This is a genomic window from Gordonia araii NBRC 100433, assembly GCF_000241265.1.
GTDB classification, from domain to species: domain Bacteria; phylum Actinomycetota; class Actinomycetes; order Mycobacteriales; family Mycobacteriaceae; genus Gordonia; species Gordonia araii.
The window spans coordinates 1-12,352 of the sequence record NZ_BAEE01000082.1; the positions used below are offsets into that span (position 1 = coordinate 1).

General features: G+C 67.5%; 10 protein-coding genes and 1 pseudogene. 5 read left to right on the forward strand and 6 right to left on the reverse strand.

Annotated features, from left to right (window positions below):
- The 5 genes and pseudogenes from GOARA_RS20450 to ramB all read right to left on the reverse strand — a co-directional run.
- Positions 1–360: pseudogene (locus GOARA_RS20450) on the reverse strand (hypothetical protein); the annotation flags it as partial.
- Positions 357–707 (reverse strand): hypothetical protein, encoded by a 351-nt coding sequence (locus tag GOARA_RS17120; protein ID WP_007323690.1) that lies wholly within the window; start codon positions 705–707, stop codon positions 357–359. The gene GOARA_RS17120 and the pseudogene GOARA_RS20450, both read right to left, overlap by 4 nt.
- Before the next feature lie 27 nt (positions 708–734).
- Positions 735–1,373: an MspA family porin gene (locus tag GOARA_RS17125; protein WP_007323691.1), complete on the reverse strand. Its 639-nt coding sequence runs from the start codon at positions 1,371–1,373 to the stop codon at positions 735–737.
- A 364-nt stretch (positions 1,374–1,737) separates the two neighbouring features.
- On the reverse strand, positions 1,738–3,033 hold the full coding sequence (locus tag GOARA_RS17130) for a hemolysin family protein (RefSeq protein WP_007323692.1): 1,296 nt from the start codon (positions 3,031–3,033) through the stop codon (positions 1,738–1,740).
- A gap of 157 nt (positions 3,034–3,190) precedes the next feature.
- Positions 3,191–4,654 (reverse strand): acetate metabolism transcriptional regulator RamB, encoded by a 1,464-nt coding sequence (gene ramB / locus GOARA_RS17135; RefSeq protein WP_007323693.1) that lies wholly within the window; start codon positions 4,652–4,654, stop codon positions 3,191–3,193.
- A gap of 24 nt (positions 4,655–4,678) precedes the next feature.
- Between ramB and GOARA_RS17140 the strand changes: the two genes are divergently transcribed.
- The 5 genes from GOARA_RS17140 to GOARA_RS17160 all read left to right on the forward strand — a co-directional run bounded on the left by GOARA_RS17140 (position 4,679) and on the right by GOARA_RS17160 (position 11,331).
- The gene (locus GOARA_RS17140; RefSeq protein WP_138947759.1) at positions 4,679–5,461 is read left to right on the forward strand and encodes a hypothetical protein; all 783 of its coding nucleotides are present in this window, start codon (positions 4,679–4,681) and stop codon (positions 5,459–5,461) included.
- 349 nt (positions 5,462–5,810) lie between these two features.
- Complete coding sequence (aceA, locus tag GOARA_RS17145; protein WP_007323695.1) at positions 5,811–7,103, forward strand: isocitrate lyase; 1,293 nt, start codon at positions 5,811–5,813, stop codon at positions 7,101–7,103.
- Between the two features lie 208 nt (positions 7,104–7,311).
- Complete coding sequence (locus tag GOARA_RS17150) at positions 7,312–8,184, forward strand: 3-hydroxybutyryl-CoA dehydrogenase (RefSeq protein WP_007323696.1); 873 nt, start codon at positions 7,312–7,314, stop codon at positions 8,182–8,184.
- A 12-nt stretch (positions 8,185–8,196) separates the two neighbouring features.
- On the forward strand, positions 8,197–10,500 hold the full coding sequence (gene metE / locus GOARA_RS17155) for a 5-methyltetrahydropteroyltriglutamate--homocysteine S-methyltransferase (RefSeq protein ID WP_007323697.1): 2,304 nt from the start codon (positions 8,197–8,199) through the stop codon (positions 10,498–10,500).
- A gap of 324 nt (positions 10,501–10,824) precedes the next feature.
- On the forward strand, positions 10,825–11,331 hold the full coding sequence (locus GOARA_RS17160; protein WP_040523883.1) for a hypothetical protein: 507 nt from the start codon (positions 10,825–10,827) through the stop codon (positions 11,329–11,331).
- 152 nt (positions 11,332–11,483) lie between these two features.
- On the opposite strand, the gene GOARA_RS17165 is transcribed toward GOARA_RS17160, so the two are convergent.
- Positions 11,484–12,350, reverse strand: coding sequence for a polyphosphate kinase 2 family protein (locus tag GOARA_RS17165; RefSeq protein ID WP_007323699.1), 867 nt, complete (start codon positions 12,348–12,350; stop codon positions 11,484–11,486).
- Positions 12,351–12,352: the final 2 nt, after the last annotated feature.

The following is a 12,352-nucleotide window of genomic DNA, read 5'->3' on the forward strand; positions in this document are numbered from 1 at the left end:
GCCCGTGCCGGGACCCGGGCCCGGTGAACCACCCGCATTCGGACCGTTACCGGGTGCGCCCGGAGTGGAACCCGTCGGTGGGGGCGTGTTCTGCGTCGGCTGAGGCGTGTAGGTCGGCACGTTGATGCACGGCCAATGCGGGCCGTGTTCGAGACGCATCTGATCGCACAGCGCATCCGCGTGGGCGGTACCCGAACCACCGGACACGACCGCAAGAACGACACCGATCGCGGTCCCAGCCGTGAGGAGCAGGGCGGCGAGCCCGGCGGCCCACCGCCAGCGGCGCGGAGATACGGCCGCAGGGGTGCTGGCCACGGCGGTTGTGTCGTCCGATCCGGCCGTGGCCGCACTGGTGGTCATGCTTTGCCTCGGATCGCCGAGATGATGGCGTCGGTGCCGGCCCAGAACCAGCGCCCGGCCAGCGACATGACCAGGAAGAACCCGAGGAACACGGGGATGCTCCCGTAGCGGCCGGCCCACTCAGACAAACGCGGCAATGCGACGGCGGAGACAACGAGCAAGACACACCCGGCCAGCCAGGCCACCAGGGTGGCGGTTGGAACACCACTGTTAGCCGCGGGTTCAGCAGATCCCCCCGGCGTCACCGGCGTGGCCGGCTCGACCGGTGACTGCGGCTCGGGAATCGTCGCTCGATCATCAGGACCGACGACGGTGATCACGTCAGTGTCGGTGTTCGGCGTGCTCATGTGGTGGTCCCTTCTCGCATCCGGTGTCTAGAGGTAGTGGGGTTTGCCGTAGAGGTGGTAGGTGTCATCGTTGGTGGGGGTGGACAACGCGACACGCACGTAGGCACGCACCGAGACTGGGCCTAGGCAGCTCGACACTTTGGCGTGTACCCCTTCCAACCCGAGTCCTGCTTTCGGGCCGGCGAGTGGTTTGGTACCGAAGGAGATGTCGTAGATCGCCCCCGGTCGGATCGTGGTGGAAATGTTGCCCAGAGCTTGACCGCCGATAATCGCCGCCGGCGGATACGAGATCGACATCTGCGCGGTCGGACCGGCAATCACCCCTAAGGTCAGACCGGAGGAAATGTCGGTGTTGCAGGCGATCTGAAACCCACTACTGACCGTGCCCGCGTTCACCGGGATGCGACTGGCCCCGGTGATCGACACACTGCCCCGCAACGTCAGGAAACTCTCGCGGGTCCACGGGCTCTGATCCAACGGCGGGACACTCCGAACCCGCTCCCGCTTCTTCGACAGTTTGATCCGCCACCCGTCCTCAGTCACCCGCACAATCGAACGATCAGCAAACGAATTGGCGGCGCTCGCCGACGCCGGCGTCGCGAGACCGGCCAGGGTGGTGACCGCGAGCAGGCCGACGACTGCGGCAGCCCCTTGCTTCCCCCTCATCAACACATTCTCTCTTTGTGTTATCAAATGTCCAGTTGTGTCTGATCATTGCACACACTTCACTATCTTGCACAACAATCAAGGCGACGAGCCGGGGTGACGTAGCGAACTTTGCTTCAACCGCGGCGTGTCGCCACGTCGAGACGCAGGTAACTGGGGACGCGCTTGGGCGCGCACGATCAGCGACGCCCACACCATCGAAGCGGCCGTCCTTCTTTCTTGAGTTCAGAATGACGGCAAGGCCAGGCCCGACTCATCGCAGCGTTCACTCGCCGACAAGCGGGCACTCTGCGCGGGGCTCGTTGATACACGGAGTCCGCGCATAGTTGACGGCATACGAATAGGGCGACTCGGCGAGTGACGGTTACGGCTCCTCGGATGGTTCGCCCACCGCGGTGATCCGCACGGTCCGCACGCGCAGCCCGTCCATCGCGACGACTTCCAGAAGGTGACCCGGAACCGGTACGGCATCCCCGACGCGCGGCACCCGCTCCAGCTCGTGCTGAAGGAAACCGCCAATCGTCTCGTAGGGGCCGTCGGGCAGGTGGGCACCGGCGTCCGCGGCGACCTCCTCGAGCGTGCGCGCACCGTCAACCGTCACGCCGATCCCGTCGTCGGTGACGGCCTCGTCGGTCGGGTCGTACTCGTCCTCGATCTCACCGACCAGTTCTTCGACGAGATCTTCGAGGGTGACGATGCCGTCGGTCCCGCCGTATTCGTCGATGACGACGGCGATGTGGATGCGCTCGCGGCGCATCGTGGTGATCGCCCCGAGGACGGCGTTGGTGCCCGGCAGCACGACGATCTCGCGGACCAGTTCCGCGACCAGCCGGGTGTCGTCGGCGGCGGCGGCGAGCAGCAGGTCGCGCACGTGCACGAATCCCTGGACGTCGTCGAAGTCGTCACCGATCACCGGATAGCGGGAGAACGGATGGGCGGCGATCTCGGGCACCACGTCGGCGAGGGTCCGTTCGGCATGCAGGAAGGCCACCTCGTGCCGGGGCCGCATGACCTCGCTGACCGACCGCTCCGTGGCGCCGAAGACATCGCGCAGAATCTGCCGCTCGTCCTCCGGCAGGCCCTCGTGAGCGATGACCAGGTCCCTCAGCTCCTCTTCGGACATCTCCTCGCCCGCCTGCTTCGGGTCGACGCGCAGCAGGCGCAGCACCGCGTTCGTCGTCACCGACAGCAGCCAGATGACCGGGCGCATCAGAGTCGCGAACCGGGCGAGGGGCGGTCCCGCGGCGAGGGCCACGGCGGACGATTTCTGCAGTGCGAGCCGTTTCGGGACGAGCTCACCGAGGACCAGCGAGCCGAACGCGATGAACAACGTCATGACCAGCAGCGCGACGGTGTCGGCGACCTGTGGGCCGAGCCCGACGGCCTCGAACGCCGGCACGATGTCGGGCGCGATCGTCGAAGCGCCGTAGGCCGCCGAGAAGAAGCCGGTCACGGTCACGCCGATCTGCACCGCGGACAGGAAGGTGTTCGGATCGCGCGCGATCCCGGCGACCCGCTCGCCGCGCCGCCCGCGCGTCGCGAGCCGGTCGATCTGCGATTCCCGCAGCGAGACGAGTGCTATCTCCGTTCCGGCGAACAAGCCGCCGACGAGGATGAAGAAGAGGACGAGCCCGATGTTCATCCAGGTTCCCGCGTCCATCAGCCGTGCACCGCCGGCTCGATCGGACGCGGGCAGGGACTTCGATATTCGTCCATGCATCCATGGAATCGGACATTCGGCACGATGTCTAGCGCGATACGCGTCGACGTCGTCGATCGCGGTTCGCCGGGTCGTCGCCCGGTCGCGTCTCGACCGATCACGCTCCGTAAGGGGAGATGCTGCTGCGGTGCTCGTCGATGTGGAGCGGCACGCCCAGCGGCGGGAAGGCCCGCTGCGGGCATCTCTCCCGCTCACACACACGGCACCCCGAGCCGATCAGCGTGACCTTGGCTTGCGGACCGATCTCCAGGCCGTCGGAGTAGATGACGCGCCCGGCGTGCCGCAGCTCGCAGCCCAGGCCGATCGCGAAGGTCTTGCCCGGTTGCCCGAACCGCGCCGCGCGGCGCTCCACCGTGCGCGCCACCCAGAAGTAGTCCCGTCCGTCGGGCATCTGGGCGACCTGCGTGAGGATCTTGCCCGGCGAGCCGAAGGTCTCGTACACGTTCCACAGCGGGCAGGTGCCCCCGCTGGCGGAGAAGTGAAAACCGGTGGCGGACTGTCGTTTCGACATGTTGCCCGCCCGGTCGACGCGGACAAACGACCACGGGATGCCGCGCAGGTTGGGGCGCTGCAGCGTCGAGAGGCGATGGCAGATCGTCTCGTAGGAGAGCGAGTAGAACGCGGAGAGGCGCTCGATGTCGTAGCGGAAATCCTCGGCGGCGCCGTGGAACTGCTCGTAGGGCATCGCGGCCGCCGCGGCGAAGTAGTTCGCCAGCCCGGACATCGCCAGCGCACGGGCGTCCGCCGAGGTGAAGTTGGCCTCGTCGACGAGCTGCGTCATCAGATCGCCGTATTCCAGGTAGGCCAGCTCCGAGGCCAGCTTGAACGTCCGCTGTCCGGGGCCGAGTGCCCCGGAGATCTCCAGCCTGCGCGACTGCGGGTCGAATCGGTGGAGCAGGTCGTCGCCGAGATCGACGCGGCGAACGATCTGGACGCCGTGCACGGTTTCGAGCCGGTGGGCGATCTCCGCGCGCACGTCCCCGGAATGCATGCGCATGCGGGTGACCATCTCCTCGGCCGCGACGTCGAGGTCGTGCAGATAGTTGTGGTGGGCGGAGAAGAAGTCGCGGACCTCCTCGTGGGGGGCGCTGATGGAACCGCGCATGCTGCGGTCCCCGCGCTCGTCGGTGGCCGCGGCGAGCTGGTCGGTCGCGACGCGGTACCGCCGGTGCAGGTTGACGACGGCCTCGGCGATCGCCGGGTGATTGGCCACCATGTCGGCGAGCTGCTGCGGGTCGGTGGCCGAGTCGGGTGCCTCGACATGCTCCTCGATCAGCGCCTCGCGCAGCTCGGCGACGAGGCGGATGTTGTCCTGCGGGTCGAAGAATTCGGCGTCGACGCCGAACACCTCGGAGATGCGGGCCAGCACCGGTGCCGTGAGCGGGCGCGTGTCGTGCTCGATCTGGTTCAGGTACGACGGCGAGATGCCCAGTTCGCCGGCGAGACGGACCTGGGACAGCCCGCGCTCCGAACGGAGCTGCCGCAGCCGAGACCCGACGTAGTGCGCCGTGCCGCGACGTGTGTCCGCGTCGGGTTTGGAGCGCGCCGATGTGCTGGTCATGGCGTCCCCGGTACGGTGTCGCGCATGGGTTCTCCAAGAACGTGGTCGGCGGTCGTCGCGCTGCTGGCGGCCGTCGGGCTGGTGGGCTGTTCCTCCACGGTAGACCTGGCCCCACCGGAACCGGGGTCCATGCTGTTGGCCCCGTCGGCCCTGCCGTCGGGATTCAGCCCGGTCACCACGACGGTGGACGAGTTGGTGAGGGCGAATGCCGGACCGTTGGATGCGGTCGCCCGGATGAGGTTCGCCCCCCCTGATTGCCGGCCGACCGCCGACGCCGAACTCAACAACCGCATGTCGGACGAGAACGCCGCCGTGCTGGCCGCGCGCAGTCTGGATGCGTCGCTGACGAACATCGTCGTCGCGGGAACCCGCGATATCGACGCCGACGTGCGGGAGCGAACCGGCAACTGTGCCACGACGCGCACGACGATCACCGAGGGAACGCGCACCGGTGCGGTCATCACCGCGGAACACCGCAAGCTGACTCCGCCGAAGCTCACCGGCGAGCGCGCCGGCCGGCTGGGGTTGCTGGGTCGGCTGGAGGTGACCCAGATGTTCGTGTTTCGCACCGATACGACGACGACGATGCCCGACGGCGCGACATCGCGCTCGGTGTCCTTCGCCGGGTACGCGGCGGCGCACACCCCGGGCCCGGACGACGGCAAGAATCGGTTCACCGTCGCGGTCACCGTCGCCGGAGCCGCGACGCCGTTCGCCAAGCCGTTCCCCGAGGTGTCCGAGCCGGTCACCGACAAGGAATTCGTCGAGTTGTTCGGCCGGGCGCTGTCGGCGGCCGGGCGGCTGTAACCGGACCGGATCGCCGCGGAGCCGCGCTGTGACTCCGCACACAAGGCGCGCGCGGCCGGGCGGCCACGGCGGGCGCGAGACGCCGAACCGGGCCCGAGCGCGGCTCGCCGTCGCCGCCGCGAAATCCCAGTACGCGCGTACTTTTTTCTGCGGCGCACGGCGACTTTCACATCCCCAGTTTCGCAAACTTTGCAAAAATGCGCGTCGAGATGGTCTGAATTTGCAGGTCGCAACGATTGGACCTGCGGGTTTGTACTGTGGCACCCTTGCATCAGGCACCGCCTAGAGGCAGCGGATTCTTCGCAATCCGCAGACGCCTTTTCGTAAGTAGAAGAAAGCGAATGCACTAATGAGCAACGTCGGAAAGCCACGTACCGCCGCCGAGATCCAGCAGGACTGGGACACCAACCCGCGCTGGAAGGGCATCACCCGCGACTACACCGCCGAGCAGGTCGCCGAGCTGCAGGGCACCGTCCTCGAGGACCACACCCTCGCGCGTCGCGGCGCCGAGATCCTGTGGGAAGGCGTGACCAAGGGCGACGACAGCTACATCAACGCGCTGGGCGCCCTGACCGGCAACATGGCCGTGCAGCAGGTTCGCGCCGGCCTCAAGGCCATCTACCTCTCGGGCTGGCAGGTCGCCGGTGACGCGAACCTGTCGGGCCACACCTACCCCGACCAGTCGCTGTACCCGGCCAACTCGGTGCCGGCCGTCGTGCGCCGCATCAACAACGCGCTGCTGCGCGCCGACGAGATCGCCGCGGTCGAGGGCGACAAGGCCGTCGACAACTGGCTCGTCCCCATCGTCGCCGACGGTGAGGCCGGCTTCGGTGGCGCGCTCAACGTCTACGAGCTGCAGAAGGCCATGATCGCCGCCGGCGCCGCTGGCACCCACTGGGAGGACCAGCTCGCGTCGGAGAAGAAGTGCGGCCACCTCGGTGGCAAGGTGCTGATCCCGACCCAGCAGCACATCCGCACCCTGACCTCGGCCCGTCTGGCCGCCGACGTCGCCAACACCTCGACCGTCGTGATCGCCCGTACCGACGCCGAGGCCGCGACGCTGCTGACCTCCGACGTCGACGAGCGCGACCGCCCGTTCCTGGACGGCACCCGTACCTCGGAGGGCTTCTACGGCATCAAGAACGGCATCGAGCCCTGCATCGCCCGCGCCAAGGCCTACGCGCCCTACGCGGACCTGATCTGGATGGAGACCGGCAAGCCGGACCTCGAGGTCGCCAAGCAGTTCGCCGAGGCCGTCAAGAGCGAGTTCCCCGACCAGCTGCTGGCCTACAACTGCAGCCCGTCCTTCAACTGGAAGCAGCACCTGGACGACGACACCATCGCCAAGTTCCAGAACGAGCTGGGCGCCATGGGCTTCAAGTTCCAGTTCATCACGCTGGCCGGCTTCCACGCCCTCAACTACTCGATGTTCGACCTGGCTCACGGCTACGCCCGCGAGCAGATGAAGGCCTACGTCGACCTGCAGGAGCGCGAGTTCGCCGCCGAGGAGCGCGGTTACACCGCCACCAAGCACCAGCGTGAGGTCGGTGCCGGCTACTTCGATCAGATCGCCACCACCGTCGACCCGAACACGTCGACCGCGGCGCTGAAGGGCTCGACCGAAGAGGGCCAGTTCCACTAGGAACCCCCCCCAGCCGACGAATGTGGGCTCGCCTCCATTCGTCGAAGGCAGTGCTCAAGGAGCCGGGGCGGTGACGGTCCGCCGTCACCGCCCCGGCTCTCGCGCATCTCGCCCGACCTTGACCGCTTCCCTAGTCTTGAAGCATTAGTTTTCACCACCCGTAGAACCCACAATCCGTAGCCGTTAACCAGCTTTGAGGAGCCGTCCCATGGCAAGCCAGAAGATCACGCGAGTCGGTGTCATCGGTGCCGGCCAGATGGGCGCCGGTATTGCCGAGGTGTGTGCGCGCGCTTCGGTCGACGTTCTCGTGTACGAGTCCACCCGCGAATTGGCCGCCGCCGGTCGCGCCCGCGTCATGCGGTCGCTGGATCGCGGCGTCTCCAGCGGAAAGCTGACCGAGCGGGAACGCGAGCAGGCGGCCTGGCGGCTGCGCTTCACCTCCGATCTCGGCGACTTCGCCGACCGGCAACTCGTCGTCGAAGCGGTCGTCGAGGACGAGGCCGTCAAGACTGCGATCTTCGCCGAACTGGACAAGGTCGTCACCGACCCCAACGCCGTGCTCGCGTCGAACACCTCGTCGATCCCGATCATGAAACTGGGCATGGCCACCCAGAACGCGGCGCGCGTCGTCGGCATGCACTTCTTCAACCCGGTTCCGGTGCTTCCGCTCGTCGAACTGGTGACGACGCTGATGACCAGCCCGGAGGTCTCCGAGCGCGCCGAGTCCTTCGCCCGCGACGTGCTGGGCAAGCAGGTCGTCCGCTCCGCAGACCGCTCCGGGTTCGTGGTCAACGCCCTGCTGGTGCCGTATCTGCTCTCCGCGATCCGCATGGTCGAGTCCGGCTTCGCCACCGTCGAGGACATCGACAAGGCCATGGTTCTGGGTTGTGCGCACCCGATGGGGCCGCTCAAGCTGACCGACCTCGTCGGCCTCGACACCGTGAAGGCGATCGCCGACAAGATGTACGAGGAGTTCAAGGAACCCCTGTACTCGCCGCCGCCGCTGCTGTTGCGCATGGTCGAGGCCGGGCGCATCGGCAAGAAGGCCGGTCACGGGTTCTACCAATACGACGCGAAGTAGCGGGCCTGCGCCATGACTAGCCCGGACGGCATCGAATACGGTTCGTCGATCCTGGGGTACCCCCGAATCGGCGCCCGCCGCGAGCTCAAGTTCGCCCTCGAGGGGTATTGGCGGGGGAGCATCGGCCGCGACGAATTGCTGGCCACCGGCCGGGAACTCGCCGACAGCGTCTGGCTCGAACTCGCCGCGACCGGGCTCGAGCAGGTGCCGGGCAACACGTTCTCGTTCTACGACCATGTTCTCGACACCGCGGTGCTGTTCGGCGCGACGCCTCCGCGTTTCGCCGACCTCGCCGACGAGCTGGAGCCGATCGACTACTACTTCGCGATGGCGCGAGGCAAGCCGGGCCATCCGCCGCTGGAGCTGATCAAGTACTTCAACACCAACTATTTCTATCGGCAGCCCGAGATCGATCCGGCAACGGCGTTCTCGCTGCACGCGGAGACCCTGCTCGACGAGCATCGTCGCGCCAAGGCCGAAGGCATCGAGCTGCGCCCCGTCGTCGTCGGTCCCGTCTCGTTCCTGCTCCTCTCGAAAGCGGCACCCGGCTCGCCGGAGGGTTTCGCGCCGATCGACCGGCTCGACGATCTGCTGCCGGTCTACGCCGAGCTGATGGAGAAGCTCGCCAAGCAGGGCTGCAAGTGCATTCAGTTCGACGAGCCGTGCTTCACCAGCGACCGCACCGACGCCGACCTCGCCGCGCTGCGTCGTGCCTACACGGCGCTGAGCGGCGTGCCGACCGCGTCACGCACCCGGATCCTCGTCACCGGACCGTATGGCGATCTCGGTGAGGCGCTGCCGATCCTGGCCTCGACGAACGTCGAAGCGATCGGGGTCGATCTGGTGAGCGAGCCGATGACCGCCGCCGAGCTGGCCGCGGTGCCCGGGCTGAAGCGCAAGCGCCTCTATGCCGGTGTGATCGACGGCCGCAACGTGTGGAAGGCGGCGAAGGGAGGCAAGCTCGACTTCCTGCTGGAGATCAAGGAGCAGATTCCCGACCTGGTCGTCTCGACGTCGTGTTCGCTCATGCACGTTCCGGTCGACGTCCTCATCGAACCGGACCTGCCGGGCGATGTCGCCGACCGGTTGTCGTTCGCCAAGCAGAAGGTCGCCGAGGTGGTCGCCCTGGCGAAGGCGATCACGCACGGCGCACCCGAACACTGGTACACACGTCCGGCGACCGTGCACTTCAAACTCAAGCACGACGTGCGGCAGCGGGTCGCCAACATCCGCCCGGATCAGCGGCAGCGCTTGCCGTACGACCAGCGGAAGCCGCTGCAGGACAAGGCACTGGGTCTGCCTCCGGTGCCGACGACGACGCTCGGGTCGTTCCCGCAGACCGGTGAAGTGCGCCAGGCCCGCTACTACTACGGGCAGGGGCGGCTGACGTGGGAGGAGTACGCCCAGCGACTGCGCGACGAGATCAAGCGCGTGATCGAGCTGCAGGAGGACATCGGGCTCGATGTGCTGGTGCACGGCGAGGCCGAGCGCAACGACATGGTGCAGTACTTCGCCGAGCTGATGGAGGGTTATGTCGCTACCCACCAGGGGTGGGTGCAGGTCTACGGATCGCGTTGCGTGCGGCCGCCGATCATCTACGGCGACATCAAGCGCAAGCATCCGATGACCATCGAATGGACGTCGTACGCGCAGTCGTTGACCGACAAGCCGGTCAAGGGCATTCTGACCGGTCCGGTCACGATGCTGGCGCGGTCGTTCGTGCGTCAGGACCAGCCGATGTACGAGACCGCCGAGCAACTGGCGCTCGCGGTGCGCGACGAGATCGCCGACCTGGAGAAGGCCGGCATCAAGATCATCCAGGTCGACGAACCGTCGATCCGTGAGCTGTTGCCGTTGCGGGAGCGCGGTCGAGACGGTTACCTCGACTGGGCCGTCAACGCGTTCCGGCTCGCCGTCGGCGGTGCGAAGCCGGAAACGCAGATCCACACGCATCTCGGGTACTCGTCGATCGCCCGCGTCGTCGAAGCGTTCGAGGCGATGGACGCCGACGTCGTCTCTATCGTCGCGACCCGCAACATCGAGTGGGTCTTCACCCAGCTCGCGAAGGGGACGGCCCTGTCGCACGGCGTCGGGCCGGGGGTCTACGAGAGCCGCAGCGCGCTGATCCCGGAGATCGACGAGATCGACGAGCGGATCCAGCGGGCGACCAGGGCGATCGATCCGGAGCGACTGTGGGTCAACCCCGACGGCGGTCTGAAGACGCGCCACTATTGGCAGCTCGAGCCGTCGTTGCGCAACATGGTCGCCGCGGCGCGGCGGGAGCGTCGCCGGGTCGAGTCGGGCGACGACGACTGACCTCTCGCAGTAGTCGCCGAGTGGGCACCTCACCCCCGCCGAGTGGGCACCTGACCTCCGCCGAGTGGGCACCTGACCTCCGCCGACTGGGCACCTCACCTCCGTCGACTGGACCCTCACCCCCGTCGAGTGGGGAGTTACTGGGCGGATAAGACCGGCTTGCGATGGTCTCGATACACCCGACTCGGCTGGCGCCTCGTCGGGCACTCGACCACCATTCAACGCCGAGTGGGCACCTCACCTGCATCGAGTGGGCAGCGAGTCCCCGGGTGTACGGATGAAAACCGGTTGCGAATCGTGGGCGACGGTCTGAATCTGGATCGCGTGGATGTCACCTTCGTCAAGCGCCGAAACGGATACGACGTGCGGATCAGCCGCGCGGCGGGTCCGGAGCTTGCGCCGCGCGGAGGACCGGGCGGCCGACCACCGGTTCCGCATGACGCGGCGCATCTGATCGTCGAGACCGAGGCGGGCCTGCGGGGCGGGGTCTTCGGTCGGCTGGCCGACGCCAACGGTCTTGACGGATTGTTCTGGCCGGTCGATCCCGTGGAGCGGCGCAAGGCCTCTCGGCGGAATAGGAAGCCGACAGCGGCGCAGTCGGCCGATATGGCGCGGTCGGAGTATCTGGCCTCGATGACGGCGGCGCTGTGGGAGGTCGAGCGCGGGCATCGGAAGCCCGATCCTGCGTGGCCTGGACCTCGCCCCGACGCCGAGATCCCACCCGAACTGCGTGAGCGCATCTTCGCGCGATACGACGACTTCGCTTCGCGCTGGGCCGCACTGCCCGAGGGCGGCGCGTTGACGCTGACGTGGATACATCCCACACGCTGACGCCATCCGCGCTGGCACGGGTTGGATGCCCAGTCGGCGCCGGTGAGGTGCCCAGTCGGCGGGGTTGAGGTGCCCAGTCGGCGGGGGTGAGGTGCCCACTCGGCGGGGTTGAGGTGCCCACTCGGCAGGGGTGGGGTGCCCACTCGGCGGATCTACAGGGCGGCTACGCGCGCCTTCTCCTTCTCGACGTCGAAGGTCGCCTTCGGCCACCCCAGATCGAGGCCATCGAGCGCATCGATCAGCAACTCGCACACCGCCAATCGCGAGAACCATTTGCGGTCGGCGCCGAGGACATACCAGGGCGCGTGTGGGGTGTCGGTGCGGTCGAAGATGGCCTGGTAGGCCTCCAGATAGTCGTCCCAATGGCCGCGTTCGTCGACGTCGGACGGGTTGTACTTCCAATGCTTGTTCGGGTCGTCCAGACGATCGCTGAGTCGCTGCTTCTGTTCCTCCTTCGACACCACCAGCGCGACCTTGACGATCGTCGTGCCCGCATCGGCGACCTCGCGCTCGAACTGGTTGATCGCGTCGTAGCGCTGCGACCACACCGACTCGGGCACCAGGTTGTGAACCCGCACGGGCAGGACATCCTCGTAGTGGCTGCGGTCGAAGATCCCGATCCGCCCGGCCGGCGGCAGCTCGCGGTGGATGCGCCACAGGAAGTCGTGCGCGAGTTCCTCCTTGGTCGGCGGGCCGAATCCTTTGATCCGCAGTCCCTGCGGGTCGCATAGGCCGCCGACGTGGCGGACGATGCCGCCCTTGCCCGCGGTGTCCATGCCCTGGATGACCAGCAGCACGCTGCGATGATCGCCGCTGCGCCCGTTCGCGAACAGCATCTCCTGCAGGTCGGCCAGCAGCTCGCCGCGCGCCGCCAGGGCGGCCGTCCCAGTCTCCTTGTCGCCGCTGTAGCCCGGTGTCGACGACGGATCGTAGGCGGCGATCGGTCCCGCATTCGCCGCGCGCAAGGTCTCGCGGGGTGCTGCCGACCATCCGTCGGGCAGTTGCTCCGACTTGCCCATGG

Excerpts from the sequence above, each read along its gene's own strand:
- GOARA_RS17120 (WP_007323690.1), bottom strand. The coding sequence starts at position 707 with ATGAGCACGCCGAACACCGACACTGACGTGATCACCGTCGTCGGTCCT.
- GOARA_RS17125 (WP_007323691.1), bottom strand. The coding sequence starts at position 1,373 with ATGAGGGGGAAGCAAGGGGCTGCCGCAGTCGTCGGCCTGCTCGCGGTC.
- GOARA_RS17130 (WP_007323692.1), bottom strand. The coding sequence starts at position 3,033 with ATGGACGCGGGAACCTGGATGAACATCGGGCTCGTCCTCTTCTTCATC.
- ramB (WP_007323693.1), bottom strand. The coding sequence starts at position 4,654 with ATGACCAGCACATCGGCGCGCTCCAAACCCGACGCGGACACACGTCGC.
- GOARA_RS17140 (WP_138947759.1), top strand. The coding sequence starts at position 4,679 with ATGGGTTCTCCAAGAACGTGGTCGGCGGTCGTCGCGCTGCTGGCGGCC.
- aceA (WP_007323695.1), top strand. The coding sequence starts at position 5,811 with ATGAGCAACGTCGGAAAGCCACGTACCGCCGCCGAGATCCAGCAGGAC.
- GOARA_RS17150 (WP_007323696.1), top strand. The coding sequence starts at position 7,312 with ATGGCAAGCCAGAAGATCACGCGAGTCGGTGTCATCGGTGCCGGCCAG.
- metE (WP_007323697.1), top strand. The coding sequence starts at position 8,197 with ATGACTAGCCCGGACGGCATCGAATACGGTTCGTCGATCCTGGGGTAC.
- GOARA_RS17165 (WP_007323699.1), bottom strand. The coding sequence starts at position 12,350 with ATGGGCAAGTCGGAGCAACTGCCCGACGGATGGTCGGCAGCACCCCGC.